Consider the following 19,895-nt stretch of genomic DNA (forward strand, 5'->3'; position numbering starts at 1 on the left):
TCTCCTTATTTATCCCAGCTAAAACGACGGACCAGCAGCATCAGCCCCTGTTCCAGCAGCAGCCCGATTACGCCGATGACCAGAATGGCGACCAGAATGTTTTCCACGTTGAGGTTGTTCCACTCATTCCAGATCCAGAAGCCGATGCCCAGTCCGCCGGTCAGCATTTCGGCGGCGACGATCACCAGCCAGGCGATGCCGATAGAGAGACGGACCCCGGTCAGCACCGCGGGCAGCACGGCGGGCAGCAGGATCCGGCGCATCACCGTCCACTCAGAGAGCTGTAACACCCGCGCCACGTTGAGGTAATCCTGCGGGATACGCTGTACCCCTTCGGCGGTGTTGATGATCATTGGCCAGATCGAACAGATAAAAATGGTCCAGCTGGCGGCAGGCTCGGCGCGCTGAAACAGCAGCAGGCCAATCGGCAGCCAGGCCAGCGGACTCACCGGCCGCAGCAGGGCGATGACGGGATTGAACATCTGCGCCATAAAGCTAAAGCGACCGATTAAAAAGCCCGCCGGAATGCCGACCAGCGCGGCCAGGCCGAATCCAATGCCGACGCGTTGCAGCGACGCCAGCACGTTCCAGCCGATGCCCTGATCGTTGGGGCCGTTGCTGTAGAACGGGTCAGCGAACAGGACCTGAGCGGCCTGCCAGGTGGCGTAAGGCGAAGGGAAACCCGGTTGCGACAGCGCCGCGATCTGCCACACCAGCAGCATTAATAACAGGCCACCGGTGGCGGGAATGGCGCGCTGCAACAGCGGACGCAGACGCGCCGGACGGGCTGCGGCTTTCGGGGTGACCTGTAACGGAATAACGGTGGCACTATTGTGACTCTGCACCGGCTGCGCCAGGGCGCGCGCGTCAGTTTTCATAGCAACCTCTCTTAACGTTTGATAGCGAAACTGGCGGCATAGGCGGCAGGATCGCTGCCATCCCAGACCTTGCCGTCGATGAAGGTACTGCTGCGCATTTCACTGGCGGGCAGTGCAACCTGTCCGACTGCGCTGGCAGCCTGTTTGTAGATGTCGATGCGGTTGATCTGGCGCGCCACCGCGAGGTAGTCGGGATCGCTGGCAAGCAGGCCCCAGCGTTTCATCTGGGTCAGGAACCACATGCCGTCTGAGAGCCAGGGAAAACTGACGTTGCCGTTGTCAAAGAAGCGCATCGGGTGAGCGTCCTGCCACGACTGCCCCAGGCCGTTCTGATACTGACCGAGCATCCGACCCTGTAACGTCTCCACTTTGGTATTGATCCAGGCGCGGCTGGCTAACACCTGCGCGGTTTCGCGGCGGTTGTCGTCCGAGGCATCAATCCAGCGCGCGGCCTCCAGCACAGCGGCGGTGAGTGCACGGGCCGTGTTGGGGTTCTCTTTCACCCACTCTGCGCGGGTGCCGAGCACTTTTTCCGGATGCTCCGGCCAGATCTGCTGGCTGGTGGCGGCGGTAAAACCGATGTTGTCGCTGATGGCGCGCTGGTTCCACGGCTCACCAACGCAGAAGCCGCTCATGTTGCCAATTTTCATGTTCATCACCATCTGCGGCGGCGGCACGACCACGGTGCGCACGTCATCAAACGGGTGGATGCCCGCATTGGCGAGCCAGTAATAGAGCCACATGGCATGGGTGCTGGTCGGAAAGGTATGGGCGAAGGTAAAGCTGCCTTTGGCGCTGCCATCAATGGCCTTTTTCAGGCTGGCCGCATCGGTGACCCCACTGGCTTTCAGCTGGTTCGACAGGGTGATCGCCTGGCCGTTATGGTTGAGCGTCATCAGGTTCGCCATGTCGTGCTGCGGACCCGCTACGCCCAGTTGCAGGGCGTAGATCATGCCGTAGAGCACATGCGCCGCATCCAGCTCACCGGAGGTCAGTTTGTCGCGCACCGCCGCCCAGCTCGCCTCTTTGCTGACCTGCAATGTGAGACCATACTTTTTGTCGAAGCCTTTCACAGAGGCCATCACCACCGGCGCGCAGTCAGTGAGCGGGATAAAGCCGACCCGCACCTGCGCTTTTTCTGGCGCATCTGATCCCGCTGCCCAGACCGCATTTCGTAATCCCGGAACGATCCAGGCCGCACCCAGCGCGGCGCCGGAGATCAGCGCCTGACGTCGTGTCAGTGAAAATGGCGTTTTGCTCATCTTGTTGCCCCTGAACAGAAATAAAAAAAGGCGTCCTCCGACAAGCCGAAGCCTGCGGATGGACGCCTTTATCCAAAGCACTGACCCCACCGCCATTGGCGGGAGCAATGCGTACTCTCTATAGGGATTAAGCAAAGGATGTGCCAGATCGCCGAAACAGCCTTAATGCCGATCTGCGGTGACGCACTGTTGAAAAATTAACCGTTTTTGCACGTTTCTGACGCAGATCACGCACAAAGGTTGTGCAGCTACCTCATCCGGGTTAGTTGCTCAGGGTCTTCGCTACCGCCAGTACCGCCTGCGCGATCTCCAGTACCCGCTTATTCTGATTCATCGCACTTTTGCGTAATGCCTGCCAGGCGGCCTCTTCTGTGAAACCCTGCTGCTGCATCAGCCAGTGTTTGGCCTGATCGATCACCCGCCGCTCGTCCAGTGAGGCGCGCATCGCCGCCAGTTCATCCGCCTGCTGCTGCAAACGCTGCGACTGTTCGCCAATCAGCGATAGCACCGAGCGCCCCAGCTGCGGGGCCAGACCGTCGCTGTCGAGCGCCGCCGCGCCAGGCAGCCAGTCCGCCCCGGAGACGTAAAGCGAAAAATTGCTGTCGCCCTGCACCACTGTTCCTGCCGCCTGCTGTTGTGCCTGATCAATGGCAGCCCGGCAGCGCTGCATCAATGTCGCCGTCAGGGCATCCTCCAGCATTTTCATCTGATCCAGCCGCTCAGAGAGCAGGGAAAACCAGTGCAGCGCGCCGGTCTCATCACAACGGCCGCCGGTGCAGGCGATGCGACGAAGGCGTTCGATGTCGCGGCTGGCCTGAGCCAGCGGCTGCCAGGATTCACACGCGGCGCTGTCAGCAAACTCCCGGAAGGTGATAAAGCTCTGCTCCTGTGCCGCAATCAGGGCGACCATCTGGCTGCGCTGGTCGGGGGTGAACTGACGCGCCGCAAAGCCGGCTGAGCCGATGGCCCGCTCCTGCCCGGCCAGTTCTTTGCCCTGCATAAAACTGAACAGGGCGATCAGTGCACGGGAGATGCCGGGATAGCTGGCGGTGTCGGCCGCCTCAAACACCAGATTGAGTAAAGTACGGATAACCTGGTTAAAGGCGGCCATCGCCGCGGCCTGATCAAGCTCACGCTGGCTGATTTGCTGGCGCAGCGCAGGCAGTCCGGCCAGCGCCTGCAGGGCAGCGGCAATCAGGTTGCAGAAGCGGCTGTAGCCGGGCTGCGCTATGGCGGCCGGCAGCGCCTGATAAAAATGCTCCAGGCCGGCGCTGACCTCCTGCTGGCGGGCATGACGTTCGGCGCTGAACAGCGCTCCGTCAGAGCAGATCCAGAGATTGTTTGCGCCACGTTCCCGCTGCAACCGATGGACCAGTTCACTGACGGCAGCCATCAGCTCGCCGGTTTCCAGAAGACGTTGCAGGCTGGCGATATCGCTCGCGCGTGATGCCTGCAGCCAGGTCAGGGCGTCCCTCATTGCTCACCTCAGTGCGGTTAAAACCTTTCAGAAGCAAAAGGCGTGCCGCTTTCCGGAAAAAAGAGGGTCTGAGCAGGGGCGTAAAATCTGATTTTGATAAGTTTCTTAACGCAAACTGATAAATTTTTTCGGCAACAAGTTATTAGTAAATCTTAATAGTTTCCAATCGGATTCATTGCATGTCAGAATGCGCGGCACTGTTCTCAACCGGTTTGTCTCTGCGATAATTCAGTTCGATTTAACTATCACATTACCTGGCGCTTTTCTTATACCGAAACCCGCTCGTAAAGCGCCTGCTATCACGCATCAGCAGCGGGTGCAATGGTTTGAATTCTCAAAAGTCTTAGGTAAACTGAATGCGTTACTATCCCGATGTAATCTGACCCTTTTTTTAAAAACAGAATTTCGGCACGATGCGGCGCGATAAAGATCGCCTCCTGGCATCGGGCCTGGCAATATGCAGATACTTTGATGAGATCACGAGGAACATGGTGAAAAAGAGTCTTGCGTTAACGCTGCTGGCGGTTCTTACCCTGGCAGGCTGTAAGGCCCCGCCGCCGCCCGTCACTGACGATACGCTGGTCACCAGCGAAATTAACGGCGTCAAACTGGTCCATCGACACGCTGTCGCGGCACCGACTGAATTTGAGCCGGTCAATCAGACCTGGCGGGCGCTTTATGGCGCATCCGTCATGACCTCGCCTGATTACGGCGGCAAAGTGGTTCGCTATCTCGAAACGGGTAAACCGTTCGAAGTATTAGGTAATGTGGAACACAGCTGGCTGGCGATTGCTGACCAGGCTGACGGCCCGCTGATCGGTTATGTGCCATTAAAAGCGGGTGTAGAGAGCAGCCGTTACGATGCCACCGTGCAGAGCGATCGTCCCCGTCCCCGCAAAACGAAACAGGTCTGTGTGGCCGTCGGCGGCGCCAGCAAAGCCTGCCGGACTAACGATACCGCGACCTGGATCTTAGACTGAATATGAAATCCGGCGCATATTGCCCGCAGAACCGTCCCGGGCTGCGGGTACAGGGATTTGCCATTGGCTGGAAGATCACGAATTAATGACTGTGGAATCCCCTGCGCGTGAGGCGACCCCCTCAGGCAATGAGAATCTCTTACTTCAGGCTGCGGCGCCACTGCTGAACGCGGTGGTGCAAATTCGTCAGGCAGCCACCCACGATGACCCTGCGGGTCTGCGCCAGTCTCTGATCGATGAAATCCGCCAGTTTGAACAACGCTGTAAACAGGCAGGGCTGCCGTTTGAGATGATTATCGGCGTGCGTTACTGCATCTGCAGCGCGCTCGATGAAGCGGCAGCGCAAACCCCCTGGGGCACGCGCGGCGTCTGGTCTGGCAACGGCATGCTGGTGACCTTCCATAATGAAAGCTGGGGCGGCGAGAAATTCTTTCAACTGCTGTCGCGCATTTCACAAAGCCCGCAACAACACCTCTGGCTGCTGGAAGTGGTGCAATACTGTCTGCTGCTGGGCTATGAAGGCCGCTATCGCGGCAGTGAAAATGGTCGCGCCCAGTGCGATGGTATCCGTAAACGCCTGAAAACCCTGATTGACGAAACGCGCGCCCAGCGCCAGACAGCGCAACCGCCACTGGTTGAAGTGCATCCGCTGGTGAGCACCCTCGCCCGCCCGATGGTGCCGCTCTGGGCCTGTGCCATGCTGGTCGCGCTGATCGGCTGCCTGATCTACAGCGGCCTGAACTGGCGTCTCGGCAATGCCGCCGAACCGTTGCTGCGTACTATCTATCAGACGCCGCTGCCGCAGATTACCGCGGGCCGTCGTCCCTCTTCCCCGCAGGCGCTACTCGATCTGCGTCAGCGCCTGAATGATGTGATTGCAGCCGGGCAGCTTGAGGTCAGCGATGGTGCCTTTGGCAGCAAAGTGATCATCCCCGCGGACAAACTGTTCGCCGAACAGGGCACGGTGATCAATCCGGTGGGGCGCGCCCTGCTGGCCCGCGTCTCAACCGCAATGAAAGATGTCAAAGGGACCATTCTGGTGTCGGTGTTTACCGATGATCATCCGGTGGATAACAGCCGCTTTGCCTCCAGCTATGAGTTCTCATTTGCCCGCGCCCGCGCCATTACCCAGTTGTTACAACTGCAACTGGCTGACGGCCATACGGTTCGCTCCGAAGGCCGCGGCGACAGCGACCCGCTGCTGCCCAACGACAGCAGCGAAAACCGGACCCGCAACCGCCGCGTTGAAATCACCCTGTTTGCCGCGCCTGAAACGCTCAGTAATCATCAAGGAGCACAATAATGCGCGCCTCCCTTCGCCTGCTGCTAACGCATCGCCTGCTGTGGAGCTTTATTGGCGTCACGGCGCTGAGCTGTCTGGTCTGGATGCTGGGGCCGTTCTGGTCATGGGGCGAATCGCGCCCACTGGAACCCGTGCTGCCTCGCCAGCTCACCGTGAGCGCCCTCTATTTTCTCTGGATCCTGTTCCAGCTGATCCCGTCGCTCTATCGTGCCTGGTTCAACAGCCGCTTACTGACCCAGCTTCAGCTGTCGGGCAACGACGACCCGGCGGAACGTCAGATGACCGAAGAGCGGCTCAACCAGCGCTTCAGCGAAGCTGCGATGCAGCTGAAACGCACCCAGTTTGGCCGTCGTCACAGCGGGAACCTGCTCTCACGCTTTAACGCTAATTATCTCTATCAGCTGCCCTGGTACCTGGTCATGGGTGCGCCCGGCGCCGGTAAAACCACCGCACTGTTTAATGCCGGCCTCGATTTCCCGCTGACCGATACGCTGGGCAAAAATGCGGTTCGCGGCGTCGGGGGCACCCGCAACTGTGACTGGTGGTTTACTGACAGCGCGGTGCTGATTGATACCGCCGGTCGTTATGCGTTGCAGGAGAGCCAGCGCGTGCGAGATGCCGCGGAATGGCACAGTTTTATCAATCTGCTGAAACGCTATCGCACCCGCCAGCCGATTAACGGTGTGATCATGACCATCAGCGTCGCCGATCTGCTGAGTGATTCAGCCGAAGCGCGTTTCGCCCAGGCCAGCGCGCTGCGAGAGCGCATGGCAGAACTGCATCAGCAGACCGGTATTCACTTCCCGGTTTATGTGATGGTCACCAAAACCGATCTGCTGAAAGGCTTTATGAGCTACTTCGGCTCGATTGATAAAGCGCGGCGAGATGCTATCTGGGGCTTCACGTTTAACTGGGAGCTGGGCAAGCCGCACAAAGATGACTGGCATCGCCATTTTGGCCAGCAGTTTCAGCGGCTGGAACAGCAGCTCCAGCAACAACTGGCGGAGCAGATGACCCATGAGCGCGACCTGAACGAGCGCGCTGAGTGCTTCCTCTTCCCGCAGGAGTTCGCCTCGCTGCGTCCACTGCTGAACGAATATCTGGATATCGTTTTTTCTGACCATCAGGATGCGGTCGCCTGGAGCCCGCGCGGCCTCTTCTTCACCAGCGGAACGCAGGAAGGCCTGCCGTTTGATCGGGTGATGGGTGAACTGAGCCGCAAACTGCAGTTGCGTCAGGCGGGCGATCACTCGATTGCGGCCTGGGACAGCGTTAATCGCAACAGTCCGATTCCCGGCAACAAAGGCCAGAGCTTCTTTATTCGTGACCTGCTCAGCGATCTGATATTCAAAGAGAGCGGCCTGGCCGGCAGTAATCGCCGCTGGGAGTACCGTAATCAGCTGTTCCACTGGATTGGCTACGGCGTGCTGGCAGGCGCCCTGCTGATCGCCTCCAGCCTGTGGGGCATCAGTTACTACCAGAATCAACAGTATCTGCAGCAGGTTGCCGCACGGGTACCACTTATCCGTGAGCAAAGTCAGCAGGTGATTCATCAGCCTGCTGATAATATTTTTGATCTGCTACCCTTTCTGAATAACCTGGTGAAGTTGCCGCTCTCGGCGCGCTTTTCCCTCGATAATCCGCCGCTTACTATGCGGGCGGGCTTATACCGGGGTAATCAGATCAGCGATGCCGCCTGGGTGCTTTATCAAAATGCGCTTAAGTCTTTGTTGCTGCCGCGTGTGGCGCAGCAGATCACGAATATCCTGCGCAACGACCCGGGTGATGATAACGCCTACAGCCGCAATGCGCTGCGCGCCTATCAGATGCTCTATCAACCGCGTAATTATGATGGCGAGTTTTTACGGGCCTGGCTGCTGCAAAATTTACAGCGCTCCCTGCCCGATACGGTAAGCGCCCGCGACCTGCAGCAGCTTGACTGGCACCTGAGCCAGCTGCTGGATCAGCAGATTCAGTCGTCGCCTTATGCACGTGATAATGCACTGATGATGCGCAAGCTTGCAGAGAATCTGAAAATTGCGGACCAGGCGGGCGGCATGCTGGCGGTAGCGCCGCGGCACCCGGCCCCGCAATCAAACTCGCATAGCGAGTAATGGTGAGGTGAACATGGCTGCTTACACGGCCCCCGGCTGGTATGGCAAGCTGCCGTCGACCGGTGACTTTCTGCACCATCGACTGAGCGAGCAACAGATTAGCCCGTGGAATCACTGGTTCCAGCAGGGATTAATGCACTGGCATCAGCAGGCGTATTCCTACAGCGCGGACTTTCTCCACGCGCCGGTGTGGAACTTTGTGCTGCCGGTTACCGCGACCCGACCGCAGATACAGATGGGTTGTCTGCTGCCCTCCTGTGACCGCGTCGGACGCGCCTGGCCGCTGCTGGCCCTGCACAGCTTCACGCTGGCTCAGTGGCATCCTGCTCAGCTGACCATTTCCGGCGACTGGTTTCAGGATCTGGGCGCGACACTGTTACGGGCGGTTCAGACACCGCTGAACGGCGAGCAGTTAGAGCAGCAGATACAGGCTTTGCCACCGCTGCTGGTGCCGGCCAGGAAGCCCTCTGAAATCATGGATGTGATCGGTTTTCAGGATCTGCCCTGCACGCTGAGCTGGCGTGAAGTGGCTGAACGTTTCGACCCTCAGCAGCATATGAGCTACTGGTGGAGTAACCGCAGTGATGGTTTTGCCCACGCGACCCACAAGCACAGCGGCAACCTCACCGCGCAACTGTTTTCGTTACTGTTTAACCCGGCGGCAGGTTCACAGCCGGGACGTAATGGCCTCTATCCTCCGATGTTCGAGTGAGGCCGGAAGCGTTTGCCGTTCAATCTGGGATAACTCATGCAATTTACCATTGTGCAATGCACTACGGATGTTCCGGTCAGAAGCGTCGCGTTTCAACCGCCTGGCGGTACCATTGGCCGCAGTCAGGACAACGATCTGGTGCTGCCAGATGAGACTCGGGCCATTTCGCGTCTGCAGGCGCTGGTTCACCTGTCGCATGACGGAGAGTGCCGTCTGACGAACCAGGGCAGCGTGACCCCGGTGGAGCATAACGGCATTACCCTGGGTCGCGGCATGCAGGTCGTGCTGAAGCATGGCGATGCGCTGCGCATCGGTGACTATGCGCTGGAAGTACGAGACCCCGCCTGCCACGACACGCAGAGCGATCCGCTGGCGCTGTTTGCTGGCGACAGCGCTCAGCCCGCGAATCCGCTGGGCATTCACGAACATCATGAGGTTGAGGACCGGCTGCTGGTCAGTGAGGTCACGCCCTCACGCCACGAGCGCCACAACGATGCGCGACTGGCTATCGACCCCCAGGCCAGCGAGCCGCGTCGGGCGCTGACGGCGCAGCCGGTGGATCAGGATCGGCTGATCGCCGCACTGCTGGAGGGGATGGGGCTGAGCAACGGTCACGCCACGCCGGTGGATGAAGAGCAGATGCGCATTACTGGCCGGATGCTGAGCCTCTTTTCCCAGGGCACTGTCGCGCTGCTCTCTTCGCGATCCATTCTCAAGCGTGGTGTCAAAGCGGACATGACGATGATCCTGAATGAGGCCAACAATCCGTTCAAGATCCTGCCCTCCGGCAAAACCGTGCTGATGCAGATGTACCAGAGCCAGATGCCCGGGTTTATGCCGCCGGAACAGGCGGTACGCGATGCCCTGGTCGATTTGCAGGCCCACCAGCTGGGGATGATTGCCGGTATCCGCGCCATTATTGCGGCGATGCTGCAATCCTTTAATCCGCAGCGGCTGGAGGAGCAGGCGCGTGCCGATGGCGTGGTGTCAAAAATGCCCTTTTCCGCCATGAAGAAGGCGGCGCTGTGGGACTACTTCACCCGTAATTATCAGCGTACGGCCGGAGAGATCGAAGATGATTTCCATACGCTGTTTGGCGAGGCCTTTCTCCATGCCTATGACATGGAGGTGAATCAGTATAAGGACTCTCAGACGCGGGTAGATGAACCATGAAAATCGTTTTTGCCAGCCGCTGCCAGCAGGGGCTACGCGATGAGAATCAGGATCGCACCGGCGCAGAGCTGGATGAGCGTAAAGCCTGCTTTGTGGTCTGCGATGGCGTGGCCGGTCTGCCCGGCGGCGAGATGGCGGCACAGCTGGTGCGTGACACCCTGCTGAGCCAGTTACAGGCGCACGCCGACCTGACGCCGGAGATAACCCATCAGGCGATTGAACAGTGCCGCTTAGCGCTGCATGAGGCACAGGGTAAAAATCCGAAATATTCACGCATGAGCACCACGCTGGCGGCCCTGTTTATTGACCGCGAAAAACAGCGCGCATGGTGGGCGCATGCCGGTGACAGCCGGGTTTACCACTTCCGCCGCGGCGTGCTTCATGAGGTCACTCGCGATCATAGTCTGGCCCAGCAGCTGAAAGAAGCGGGCTATGAAAATACCGGCATTAACAGTAATTTACTCTATAATGCGCTCGGCGCTGAACCGCCTCGCTTAGTAAGCTTTTCGCAGGAGATTGCGCTGGAGGATGGCGACGCGTTTCTGGTCTGCACCGATGGCTTCTGGCTGAATCTGGCCAGTCATGAAATGGAACAGGCGCTGCGCATGGTGAATGCCTGCGAGGAGTGGCTGGCTCTGATGGAACAGGCGGTAAGCCGCAACGTTAAGAAAGATAATCTCAGCGCACTGGCGGTCTGGATTGGTGAGCCGGAGGAGGCAACGCTGCTCTATTCACTGGCTGATTCGGCGCGCTTTCTGCCGCCTCGTTTTTGATTCCAAGGATCCTTATGAAACTGTGGTTGCCCGGCATCATCACCCTGCTGATTGCCTTTCACGCCCAGGCTGAAAATTATCGGGTTGTCTACTCCCCCAGCCTGGCGCTGGAGGTCTATATCGATAATGTGGTGAGTAAAGCGCCTGACGACTGGTGCAAAGAGACGCTGCCACTGCGCATCGTCTCCGGCAAAAGTAAGGATTCGGCGGTGCTGACCACCTTTTTACCGCGCGTCGGCACCCTGCTCGCTAATCAGTGCGGATTACTGGACGAGCTACCCTGGCAGATGACCAGTAAAGAGGGTGGCGTACTGGCCAGCGGCAGCGCCAGTAAGCTGCAGAACTGGCGTCCTATCGTGATGGCAGATGCCACCGCCAGCGCCAGTGAGAGTAATGCTGCACCGCTTGACCTGTCTCGGCCCGCCAACAGCACGCCGCTGCAACATTTTGATCTCCCCAGCGGCTGCCATTTTCGCACCGCCTGGGATGAAAATGCCCAGACCCTGTTTATCCCGGATGTCAGCAAGCAGCAGTGCTCACCGGATGGCTGGGCAGAAGGCAAAAGTGAGTTGATGCTGGCGACCCCTGACCACCCAACGCCGGTGGCAGTCATCTTTTATCAGGGCTATCCCATCGCCAATCTGACGATCCCGGACAGCAAGCTGGAGGTTATCGCCGCGAACAATCAGCGCATGATTGTGACACGCCCGGATGCGAATGATAGCTGGCTGGTGCTGCCCTTTGATGCCAAACAACATGTCTGGCGCTTCAATGGTGCCCTGTTGATAAAGATGGATAAGAATGCTGCGCAGCAGGATGCTGACGCTGTGAAATCGCGAGTTGATACGTTGCGCAGCCACTGGGCGCCCTATTTCATGCCACAGCAAAAAGTGAATGTGTTACTCATCGACACCCTGCACGCGGATCTGGTTGATCCTGCCATTGGTGCCTGGCGTAACATCAATTAATTACCGCGCAGCCTGGCGAGCAGGCCGTGTACAGAGAGTTCACTATGTCGGCAAATGATAATCCGAAAACCGTTCCGAATGCCCTGCCTGACGGATACCGTTTCAATGAGTTTGAGATCAAGGAAGTGATCGGAGGCGGCGGCTTCGGCATCGTCTATCGCGCGTGGGATCACCAGCTTGAACGCACTATTGCAATCAAAGAGTACATGCCGGTGTCGCTGGCAGTCCGTGCCGCCGATTTAACGCTGGAGCTGCGCGGTGAGCGTTTCCAGAAGCTGTTTAATGCCGGGCTCACCAGCTTTATTCAGGAAGCGCGTCTGCTGGCTCGCTTTAATCATCCGGGACTGCTGCACGTGCTGCGCTTCTGGGAGCAGAACGGCACAGCCTATATGGGCACGCTCTACTACAGCGGTATGACGCTGAAAGAGTGGCAGGTAACCAGCCCGGCGTCGATCACTGAAGCCTGGATCCGCCGCCTGCTGCCGCCGCTGTTGGGTGCCATCAGCACCATCCATCAGGCCGGCTATCTGCATCGCGATATCTCGCTCGACAATATTCAGATTCAGGAGAACCAGCTGCCGGTTCTGCTCGATTTTGGCTCGGCGCGTAAAGAGATTGGCAACCTCTCTGACGAAACGGAAATCATGCTTAAACCTGGCTTTGCGCCGATTGAGCAATACAGCGAAGAGGGTGAAGTTGAACAGGGGCCGTGGACCGATATCTACGCCCTGGGCGCGGTGCTGCATAACCTGATTACCGGTAATCCGCCGCCGGTCAGCGTGGTGCGCTGCATTGAAGATAATTATCAGCCGCTGGTGGAACGCCAGCCCGAAGGCTACTCACTGCCGCTGCTGCATGCCATTGACTGCGCGCTGGCAATGAAGCCAGGCGATCGCCCACAAACGATTGATGCCTTTGCCGCGTTGATTGATCTGCCGGTCAGTGATGTGGAAGCGGTGGTAAACAGCTTCCCGGTGCCGGGCGAGCCGCCTGGTCTGCCGGTCGAGGAGCCGGTTGAGGCTGCTGCGCCGGTGGTAATGGCGATGAATCATGCCGCCGCGTCCGCCGAGCCGGTGACGCCGCGCACGGTGCGTAAACTGTCGCCTGGATTGCTGGGCCTGGCTGCCGTGGCCATTCTGGCCGTGGTTGTCGCCATCTGGCTGGCGAATCGCCACAGTGCCACACCAGAGGTGGTTAACAACAGCTCAGCCATGACGCAGGCGCCCGCATCAATTCCGTCAGCCGCTGCCGTTCCGGCCGCGCTGGCGACCGTCTATCTTAAGCTGGAGAGCGGTGAAAGCGTGGTGCTTAACGGACAGCCGGTTGAGGTAAAACCGGGCAGCAGCGGATTTGCCGCGCTGAATCTGGCGGCGGGACAGTACAAAATTGACGTTAAGAATGGCAGTGAGACGCACACTCAATCCCTGACCATCGATAAGCCCGGCACCTGGCTGATTAATCCGGGTAACTAAGCCCGGTAATCCGCAGCCGGATCGTAAAAGGGCGCGACAGTGTCGCGCCCTTTTACTCTGGTTAAGCCCCGGTTCAGGCCTGCTTCAGGCAGGCTTGCTGCAATGTCCGCACCTGATGGGCCAGCCGGCTCAGACTTTCCTCCTCCATGCCGCGCCGGGTCAGCTCCTCTTCCAGAGCAAACAGATATTGCGCATTCGAGCCCAGCGGGCCACTGGCCGCAGCAATTAATGGCGCAATCGCCTCCGGGCAGGTGTCCGATTCATACAGCGGATGACGCGGATCCATAATAAAGGTCAGCGCAGTGACGCTGCGACCATCCTCCAGCTGTAATTCACACCAGGTTGGAAGATAGCAGCCAGTGATCATCTCACGCTTCCACAGCAGCGCCAGCTCTTCATGCAGCCGTTCTTCCGGCAGACGAAACGCCAGACCCGTGGTTCTGCCACCCTGCTTCAGCGCCAGCATGCGGCCGGGATGCGTGGCGGTGCCACGTCCGGCAATCAGCCGCAGGCAGAAAGCACGGTGCCAGCCCTCCAGCGAACCGGACGCCACTTCATCCGCCTCAAAAATCGGGTTCCACATCAGCGAGCCGTAACCAAAGATCCATACCGGGCTGTGATCGGGACGACAGGCCAGGGTGGCTGCCAGCGAGGCCGCGCGCTGCTCGCAACTCCAGAGCAACGCCTCTTCGATATCCCCGAACGACGTTTTACAATCCGCTTTTAATAGAAATTCCCGGGTAAGCAATGCGACCTCCTCAACATCAACGGCGTCCTGCAGAATGGCTCCTGTAACATGATCTCCAAAACGGCGCTGCGTTTCGTTCATCAAATTGACATTAATCTATTTCCGCGCGGGGTTACAAGCGTGATTCCGGTCGCAGGTTAAAAAAAACCAGATAAACCTTATAGCGAAGATGAAAAAAAGGGCCAGATAATCCTGGCACTTTGGCGTGAACAGGCTAGCGACGGCATTAACGTTTAGGATGCCACTTATCGTCATCACCTTTCTCATACTCTTTCTTTACGGCTGCCCAGGCGACTTTGTGCGCCACCTCTTCCCGCGAATCATCGCCCCGTCGATCCTTAGCCTCTTTATATTCTTCCCACGCGCTGTTAAATGCCTGCTGATAGATATCCTGCGCATGCGCGGGAAGCACGTGTTTTACGTTGTCAGGTAAGTCGGTTCGTTTAGAGTAAGGCATAACGGCTCCTCAGTTTATGGATTCCTGTTAAGCCTGGCGCAACAGGACAAAAATACAAACAGCCACTTATCTGCACTTCAAATTAAAAACCAGAAACAGGCCACACAAGTTACAATGATAAACAGATATTCCGGCATTTGACGGTCAGATAGGTGGGTAAAGAGAAGTTGTTGTGGCCTGATTAATATTGCAATATTTGAGATAACTTCAGGTTAATACCGCTTCGACCATTTATTGCATTTAAGTAAAAAGCAGTAAATTTTTCCCGTTCGGACCGGTGAAAAGATAAACTGCGCCCTGCCCTAAAACTGATTATATTTCTAACAGCAGCACTCGCTGTGTCCGGATAATCATTAACCAGAGAGGATGGTGAATGCCTTCACATGAAAAAACACGTCACAAGGAATTCTCGCTGATACTTCCCCTTATCACGCTGGGTATACTCTATTTTTTTGGTGCAACCACATCATTTCCGATTGTAGTCGGTATCAACTTAGTGGCGCTGGTTGCCATTCTGAGCAGCGCCTTTAGCGTTGTACGACATGCCGACGTGCTGGCGCACCGGCTGGGCGAGCCCTATGGCTCTCTGATCCTGAGTCTGTCCGTGGTGATTCTGGAAGTGAGCCTGATCTCGGCGCTGATGGCGACCGGCGATGCCGCACCCGGGCTGATGCGCGATACGCTCTATTCGATCGTGATGATTGTAACCGGTGGACTGGTTGGCTTTGCGCTGCTGCTGGGCGGTAATAAGTTTGCGACGCAATACGTGAATCTGGCGGGCGTGAAGCAATATCTGATCGCTATCTTTCCCCTGGCGATTCTGGTGCTGGTGTTTCCCAACGCACTGCCGGGCGGTAATTTCTCTGTCACTCAGGCACTGCTGATCGCGGCGATTTCAGCGGCGATGTATGGCGTGTTCCTGCTGATTCAGACCAAAACCCACCAGAGCCTGTTTGTCTATGAGCATGAAGATGAGAGCGATGATGGCGACCCGCATCATGGCAAACCGTCTGCCCACAGCAGCTTCTGGCATACCAGCTGGCTGATCGTGCATCTGATTGCGGTCATTGCCGTGACCAAGATGAATGCTAATACGCTGGAAAGCCTGCTGACGGATCTGAATGCACCGGCACAGTTTACCGGTTTCCTGGTGGCCCTGCTGATCCTCTCACCGGAAGGCCTGGGGGCGATCAGGGCCGTGCTGATGAATCAGGTGCAGCGCGCCATGAACCTCTTCTTTGGTTCAGTGCTGGCGACCATCTCACTCACGGTACCGGCGGTAACCATTATCGCCACCCTGACCGGACAGGAGCTGATATTTGGTCTGGAGCCGCCACAGATGGTGATTATGATGGCGTCGCTGATTCTCTGTCAGCTCTCCTTCTCGACCGGACGCACAAATGTACTGAATGGAGCCGCGCATCTGGCGTTGTTTATCGGTTATCTGATGACCATCATGCTGTAACGTCACCCGTCTTCAGGCGAAAAAAAAGAGCGAATCATCGCTCTTTTTTTTGCAGCAAACTTATTTGCTGGTATCGAGTTCCGGGAAGCTTTTCACCAGATCGTCAATCGCTTTCATCTGCACCAGGAATGGCTCCAGCTTATCCAGCGGCAACGCGGATGGGCCGTCACACAGGGCGTGTTCAGGATCCGGGTGCGCTTCGATAAACAGACCGGCAATGCCGACCGCCATACCGGCACGCGCCAGCTCAGCCACCTGAGCACGACGACCACCTGATGCTGCGCCAAACGGATCGCGTGTCTGCAGCGCATGGGTGACATCGAAAATCACCGGGCTGTTTTTGGTGACTTTCTTCATCACGTTAAAGCCGAGCATATCGACAACCAGATTGTCGTAGCCGAAATTGCTGCCGCGATCGCACAGGATGACCTGCTCGTTGCCACCTTCAGCGAACTTATCAACGATGTTGCCCATCTGACCCGGGCTGACGAACTGGGGCTTCTTGACGTTGATCACCGCGCCGGTTTTCGCCATCGCTTCCACCAGGTCAGTCTGACGCGCCAGAAACGCGGGCAGCTGGATCACATCAACCACTTCAGAGACCGGCTGCGCCTGGGACGCTTCATGCACATCAGTGATAATTTTGACGCCGAAAGCCTGCTTCAGCTCCTGGAAAATCTTCATCCCCTCTTCCAGGCCAGGGCCACGATAGGAGTGAATAGAGGAGCGGTTCGCTTTATCAAATGACGCTTTGAATACGTAAGGAATACCAAGCTTACTGGTGACGGTAACGTAGTGTTCGCAGATGCGCATCGCCAGGTCGCGCGACTCCAGTACGTTCATCCCGCCAAACAGCACAAATGGCAGATCGTTTGCGACTTTGATATCGCCAATACTCACGACTTTCTGTGTCATGCCCTTTCCTTTTCAGTGGGTCCGCTTAGTGCAGCGTGACCTGTTTTTGTTCGATTGCGTGAATCTGAACTTTGATCATTTCGCTGACCGGGTCTTCAGGACACTGCTCAACGAAGTACGTTAAATCATTCAGGGCGATATGTTCGCACTCCAGCTGCGCGTAGATCAAACCGCGATCGCGGATTTCGTAGGGATCGTCAGGATCGATACGCAACAGCACCTGACTGACGTTCAGCGCCAGCTCCATCTTCTTCTCTTCCATTAATGCCGCTTTCAGCGTGTCGAGCATCTTGCGCATCACGGTGACGGTTTTGGCTTCGTCGAGATCGTCGTCATACAGACGCGCTGTCGGGCTGATATTGCCTTTGAGCCACACTTCCAGCGTGTGCCGGTCAAGCGTTTCGCCATTAAACGGGTTGATCATCCACTTATCACCATCAATCCAGTCGGCGCGCAGAATCAGCTGCGTCGGGAAGATCACCGGCATCAACGGCAGTTCCAGCTCGGCGGCGATGTGCAGCAGGATAACGCCCAGTGACACCGCCGTGCCCCGACGGGTCTTGAGCACATTGTCGATCCAGAGGGCATCAGAAAGATTGTAGACGCCACTGGCCCCGCAAAATCCCCACTGGCGATAGAACAGTTCCAGCAGCTTTTCGAGCTGCATGTCAGCATCTTCGGTATGGCTGACATAGTCACGTGCTTCGGCGACTAACGCCGCAAGTTGTGCTTCCACCGACAACGCCGGGAAATCGGCGCGGATGGCAAGCGTGGCACCAATCACCGCTTCACACAGCGGTGTCTGGCTGAAATCTAATTGTTCGGTCGAGGTCATGCTATCCCCATAACGGCATTTTGGTCAGCGCCAGCTTAATGATGGCCACCAGGGCGATTAACGCTACCAGAAAAGCGATCCAGCGGGTGCGATCAGTGCGTGGACGGCGACTCAATGCCACAAATCCTAAGGCGATGTAGATGATAACCGCTAAAAGCTTCTCCGTCAGCCAGCTTCCTTGCGGTGTAAAGGGATAGAAGTGGGTAATCATCACCAGCGAGACGCCGGTCACCAGTAACAGGGTGTCGTTAGCGTGCGGCAGGATGCGCACCCAGCGTTTCGTCATCATTGCCGATCCACGGCGCAGCCAGTAAAACCGCAGCAGGAACAGCGTCACGGTAAGCACCACCGTTAAGATGTGCAGATTTTTAATCAGGGGATAAAAGGCGAACATCATGAATCCTTTTCAAAGCGCTTTTATGAAGGGAACTGGCCTAAGGTCACACGCGGATTGCCACCGTAATCATCGACGGTTTCCACGGCGTGATAGCCTTTTTGCCGCATCAGCGTGGCGACCGCCTCGCCCTGCTGCCAGCCATGTTCCAGCAGCAGCCAGCCCCCCGGCAACAGCCACGCAGGTGCCTGCTCGATCAGCGTGCGCAGATCCGCCAGTCCCGCTTCATCCGCCACCAGCGCGCTGCGCGGTTCAAAGCGCACGTCACCCTGCTCCAGATGAGCATCGCTGGCATCTATGTAGGGTGGGTTGCTGACAATGAGGGTAAAGCGCTGTGGCGTCAGCGCCTGGAACCAGTGACTGAGCAGAAAGGTGGTGTTGGTGAGGCTGAGCTGCTGCGCATTACTGTTTGCCAGCTCAACGGCGGCTTCAATGCGATCCACGCCGGTGACCTGACAATCGGGACGCTCGCTGGCCAGCGCCAGCGCAATCGCTCCGGTGCCGGTGCCCATGTCCAGAATGGTTGCCGGTGTCGCGGGCAGATGTGCCAGCGCCTGTTCAACCAGCAGTTCGGTATCCGGGCGCGGGATCAGCGTGGCGTCATTGACGCGCAATGGCAGCGACCAGAACTCGCGTTCGCCCACCAGATGCGCCACCGGCTCACCGCGGGCGCGACGCGCCAGCAGGCTATCCAGCTGCGTCAGCTGCTCATCGCTGAGCACCGTTTCATCAAAGGCGATTAACCAGCTGCGTGATTTGCCGGTCACAAAACCTAACAGGATCTCTGCGTCACGCTTCGGACTGTCACCACCGCACAGCATGGCGACCGCCTGTTTCAGCCAGTGACGAATATCCATTAATCCTGACCAGCCAGCGCCGCCAGCTGATCGGCCTGGTACTCCTGAACAATCGGCTCAATCAGGCTGTCGAGTTTCCCTTCCATCACTTCATCCAGACGGTAGATGGTCAGGTTGATACGGTGATCGGTCACGCGGCCCTGCGGGAAGTTGTAGGTGCGGTTACGGTCAGAACGATCGCCGCTGCCCAGCAGGTTGCGTCGGGTACTGGCTTCGGCGGCGTGACGGCGGGCCATCTCTGCAGCGTGAATACGCGAGCCCAGCACCGCCAGCGCTTTGGCTTTGTTTTTATGCTGTGAACGTTCGTCCTGACACTCCACCACGATACCGGTTGGCAGGTGGGTAATACGAATAGCGGAGTCGGTGGTGTTAACGTGCTGACCGCCTGCGCCGGATGAGCGGAAAGTATCGATCTTCAGATCGCCCGCATTGATTTCCGGCAGTTCCGCTTCCGGGATTTCCGGCATCACGGCAACGGTACAGGCTGAGGTGTGAATGCGGCCCTGGGATTCGGTCTCCGGCACGCGCTGCACGCGATGGCCGCCTGACTCAAACTTCAGGCGTCCATAGGCACCTTCGCCGGTGACGCGGGCAATCACTTCTTTGTAACCGCCATGCTCGCCTTCGTTGGCGCTGATGATCTCCACGCGCCAGCGACGCGCTTCGGCATAGCGGCTGTACATGCGGAAGAGATCGCCGGCGAAAATCGCCGCTTCATCGCCGCCGGTTCCGGCGCGCACTTCGATAAAACAGGCGCGCTCATCGTCGGGATCTTTCGGCAGCAACAGAACCTGCAACTGCTGCTCCAGCACGTCACTCTTCTCACGCGCTTCCTGCAACTCTTCCTGAGCCATGTCACGCATTTCAGGATCGTCGAGCATCTGCTGCGCGGTTTGGATATCTTCCTGCACCTGCTGCCAGTCGCGGAAGCAACGGGTCACATCGGTCAGCTGAGCATATTCGCGTGACAGCGCACGGAAACGCTCCTGATCGGCGATCACGCCTGCATCGCCCAGCATCGCTTCCACTTCTTCGTGGCGCTCCTGCAGGGCTTCCAGTTTGGCAACTATAGAGGTTTTCATTTAAATGTGGGATTCCCGTAACAGGTGGCG

The 19,895-nt window shown here is 57.8% G+C and carries 19 protein-coding genes; 9 read left to right on the top strand and 10 right to left on the bottom strand.

Annotation, left to right across the window (positions count from 1 at the left end; genetic code table 11):
• Positions 1-5: 5 nt before the first annotated feature.
• The 3 genes from ntrB to NR195_RS04610 form a co-directional block, all read right to left on the bottom strand.
• A complete protein-coding gene (gene ntrB, locus NR195_RS04600; protein ID WP_010245811.1) occupies positions 6-878 on the bottom strand; it encodes a nitrate ABC transporter permease in 873 nt (290 codons plus the stop codon).
• Between the two features lie 11 nt (positions 879-889).
• A complete protein-coding gene (locus NR195_RS04605; protein WP_256844170.1) occupies positions 890-2,140 on the bottom strand; it encodes a CmpA/NrtA family ABC transporter substrate-binding protein in 1,251 nt (416 codons plus the stop codon).
• A gap of 262 nt (positions 2,141-2,402) precedes the next feature.
• On the bottom strand, positions 2,403-3,617 hold the full coding sequence (locus NR195_RS04610; RefSeq protein ID WP_010245817.1) for a nitrate regulatory protein: 1,215 nt from the start codon (positions 3,615-3,617) through the stop codon (positions 2,403-2,405).
• Between the two features lie 488 nt (positions 3,618-4,105).
• Here NR195_RS04610 and NR195_RS04615 point away from each other — a divergent pair, with 488 nt between their 5' ends.
• The 8 genes from NR195_RS04615 to NR195_RS04650 all read left to right on the top strand — a co-directional run bounded on the left by NR195_RS04615 (position 4,106) and on the right by NR195_RS04650 (position 13,112).
• Complete coding sequence (locus NR195_RS04615; RefSeq protein ID WP_010245819.1) at positions 4,106-4,597, top strand: hypothetical protein; 492 nt, start codon at positions 4,106-4,108, stop codon at positions 4,595-4,597.
• An 85-nt stretch (positions 4,598-4,682) separates the two neighbouring features.
• Positions 4,683-5,900, top strand: coding sequence for a type IVB secretion system protein IcmH/DotU (icmH, locus tag NR195_RS04620; protein WP_256844171.1), 1,218 nt, complete (start codon positions 4,683-4,685; stop codon positions 5,898-5,900).
• Positions 5,900-8,014 carry a type VI secretion system membrane subunit TssM gene (gene tssM, locus NR195_RS04625; RefSeq protein ID WP_033771588.1) on the top strand — a complete coding sequence of 705 codons (2,115 nt, stop codon included), beginning with the start codon at positions 5,900-5,902 and terminating at the stop codon, positions 8,012-8,014. The genes icmH and tssM overlap by 1 nt, the downstream gene beginning before the upstream one ends.
• Positions 8,015-8,027: 13 nt before the next feature.
• Positions 8,028-8,726 carry a type VI secretion system-associated protein TagF gene (gene tagF / locus NR195_RS04630; RefSeq protein ID WP_010245828.1) on the top strand — a complete coding sequence of 233 codons (699 nt, stop codon included), beginning with the start codon at positions 8,028-8,030 and terminating at the stop codon, positions 8,724-8,726.
• Positions 8,727-8,762: 36 nt separating this feature from the next.
• A complete protein-coding gene (tagH, locus tag NR195_RS04635) occupies positions 8,763-9,899 on the top strand; it encodes a type VI secretion system-associated FHA domain protein TagH (RefSeq protein ID WP_010245831.1) in 1,137 nt (378 codons plus the stop codon).
• Positions 9,896-10,672, top strand: coding sequence for a PP2C family serine/threonine-protein phosphatase (locus NR195_RS04640; protein ID WP_010669994.1), 777 nt, complete (start codon positions 9,896-9,898; stop codon positions 10,670-10,672). The genes tagH and NR195_RS04640 overlap by 4 nt, the downstream gene beginning before the upstream one ends.
• A 14-nt stretch (positions 10,673-10,686) precedes the next feature.
• Complete coding sequence (locus tag NR195_RS04645) at positions 10,687-11,640, top strand: hypothetical protein (RefSeq protein ID WP_256844172.1); 954 nt, start codon at positions 10,687-10,689, stop codon at positions 11,638-11,640.
• 44 nt (positions 11,641-11,684) lie between these two features.
• Positions 11,685-13,112 carry a serine/threonine-protein kinase gene (locus NR195_RS04650; RefSeq protein ID WP_256844173.1) on the top strand — a complete coding sequence of 476 codons (1,428 nt, stop codon included), beginning with the start codon at positions 11,685-11,687 and terminating at the stop codon, positions 13,110-13,112.
• A gap of 73 nt (positions 13,113-13,185) precedes the next feature.
• Here NR195_RS04650 and NR195_RS04655 read toward each other — a convergent pair whose 3' ends face one another.
• Both NR195_RS04655 and chaB read right to left on the bottom strand, forming a co-directional pair.
• Complete coding sequence (locus NR195_RS04655) at positions 13,186-13,860, bottom strand: gamma-glutamylcyclotransferase (protein ID WP_256844174.1); 675 nt, start codon at positions 13,858-13,860, stop codon at positions 13,186-13,188.
• 226 nt (positions 13,861-14,086) lie between these two features.
• A complete protein-coding gene (gene chaB, locus NR195_RS04660; RefSeq protein ID WP_010245846.1) occupies positions 14,087-14,317 on the bottom strand; it encodes a putative cation transport regulator ChaB in 231 nt (76 codons plus the stop codon).
• A 373-nt stretch (positions 14,318-14,690) separates the two neighbouring features.
• Here chaB and chaA point away from each other — a divergent pair, with 373 nt between their 5' ends.
• Positions 14,691-15,782 (top strand): sodium-potassium/proton antiporter ChaA, encoded by a 1,092-nt coding sequence (gene chaA / locus NR195_RS04665; RefSeq protein WP_010669990.1) that lies wholly within the window; start codon positions 14,691-14,693, stop codon positions 15,780-15,782.
• 60 nt (positions 15,783-15,842) lie between these two features.
• Here the strand turns inward: chaA and kdsA are convergent, their stop codons facing one another.
• The 5 genes from kdsA to prfA are packed head-to-tail and all read right to left on the bottom strand — an operon-like array spanning position 15,843 to position 19,865.
• Positions 15,843-16,697 (bottom strand): 3-deoxy-8-phosphooctulonate synthase, encoded by an 855-nt coding sequence (gene kdsA, locus NR195_RS04670; protein ID WP_010669989.1) that lies wholly within the window; start codon positions 16,695-16,697, stop codon positions 15,843-15,845.
• Positions 16,698-16,722: 25 nt separating this feature from the next.
• Complete coding sequence (gene sirB1, locus NR195_RS04675; RefSeq protein WP_010669988.1) at positions 16,723-17,532, bottom strand: invasion regulator SirB1; 810 nt, start codon at positions 17,530-17,532, stop codon at positions 16,723-16,725.
• A gap of 1 nt (position 17,533) precedes the next feature.
• A complete protein-coding gene (locus NR195_RS04680; RefSeq protein ID WP_022625782.1) occupies positions 17,534-17,926 on the bottom strand; it encodes a SirB2 family protein in 393 nt (130 codons plus the stop codon).
• A 23-nt stretch (positions 17,927-17,949) separates the two neighbouring features.
• Entirely contained in the window at positions 17,950-18,783 is an 834-nt protein-coding gene (gene prmC / locus NR195_RS04685) for a peptide chain release factor N(5)-glutamine methyltransferase (protein ID WP_256844175.1), read from the bottom strand.
• The gene (gene prfA / locus NR195_RS04690; RefSeq protein WP_033786145.1) at positions 18,783-19,865 is read right to left on the bottom strand and encodes a peptide chain release factor 1; all 1,083 of its coding nucleotides are present in this window, start codon (positions 19,863-19,865) and stop codon (positions 18,783-18,785) included. Before prfA ends, prmC begins: the two co-directional genes overlap by 1 nt.
• Positions 19,866-19,895 lie beyond the last annotated feature (30 nt).

Source organism: Pantoea sp. Ft-CA_14 (genome assembly GCF_024520875.1).
Classification (GTDB): domain Bacteria; phylum Pseudomonadota; class Gammaproteobacteria; order Enterobacterales; family Enterobacteriaceae; genus Pantoea; species Pantoea agglomerans.

Bases quoted from the DNA above. Each gene is read 5' to 3' on its own strand.
- ntrB (WP_010245811.1), bottom strand. From the start codon at position 878: ATGAAAACTGACGCGCGCGCCCTGGCGCAGCCGGTGCAGAGTCACAAT.
- NR195_RS04605 (WP_256844170.1), bottom strand. From the start codon at position 2,140: ATGAGCAAAACGCCATTTTCACTGACACGACGTCAGGCGCTGATCTCC.
- NR195_RS04610 (WP_010245817.1), bottom strand. From the start codon at position 3,617: ATGAGGGACGCCCTGACCTGGCTGCAGGCATCACGCGCGAGCGATATC.
- NR195_RS04615 (WP_010245819.1), top strand. From the start codon at position 4,106: ATGGTGAAAAAGAGTCTTGCGTTAACGCTGCTGGCGGTTCTTACCCTG.
- icmH (WP_256844171.1), top strand. From the start codon at position 4,683: ATGACTGTGGAATCCCCTGCGCGTGAGGCGACCCCCTCAGGCAATGAG.
- tssM (WP_033771588.1), top strand. From the start codon at position 5,900: ATGCGCGCCTCCCTTCGCCTGCTGCTAACGCATCGCCTGCTGTGGAGC.
- tagF (WP_010245828.1), top strand. From the start codon at position 8,028: ATGGCTGCTTACACGGCCCCCGGCTGGTATGGCAAGCTGCCGTCGACC.
- tagH (WP_010245831.1), top strand. From the start codon at position 8,763: ATGCAATTTACCATTGTGCAATGCACTACGGATGTTCCGGTCAGAAGC.
- NR195_RS04640 (WP_010669994.1), top strand. From the start codon at position 9,896: ATGAAAATCGTTTTTGCCAGCCGCTGCCAGCAGGGGCTACGCGATGAG.
- NR195_RS04645 (WP_256844172.1), top strand. From the start codon at position 10,687: ATGAAACTGTGGTTGCCCGGCATCATCACCCTGCTGATTGCCTTTCAC.
- NR195_RS04650 (WP_256844173.1), top strand. From the start codon at position 11,685: ATGTCGGCAAATGATAATCCGAAAACCGTTCCGAATGCCCTGCCTGAC.
- chaB (WP_010245846.1), bottom strand. From the start codon at position 14,317: ATGCCTTACTCTAAACGAACCGACTTACCTGACAACGTAAAACACGTG.
- chaA (WP_010669990.1), top strand. From the start codon at position 14,691: ATGCCTTCACATGAAAAAACACGTCACAAGGAATTCTCGCTGATACTT.
- kdsA (WP_010669989.1), bottom strand. From the start codon at position 16,697: ATGACACAGAAAGTCGTGAGTATTGGCGATATCAAAGTCGCAAACGAT.
- sirB1 (WP_010669988.1), bottom strand. From the start codon at position 17,532: ATGACCTCGACCGAACAATTAGATTTCAGCCAGACACCGCTGTGTGAA.
- NR195_RS04680 (WP_022625782.1), bottom strand. From the start codon at position 17,926: ATGTTCGCCTTTTATCCCCTGATTAAAAATCTGCACATCTTAACGGTG.
- prmC (WP_256844175.1), bottom strand. From the start codon at position 18,783: ATGGATATTCGTCACTGGCTGAAACAGGCGGTCGCCATGCTGTGCGGT.
- prfA (WP_033786145.1), bottom strand. From the start codon at position 19,865: ATGAAAACCTCTATAGTTGCCAAACTGGAAGCCCTGCAGGAGCGCCAC.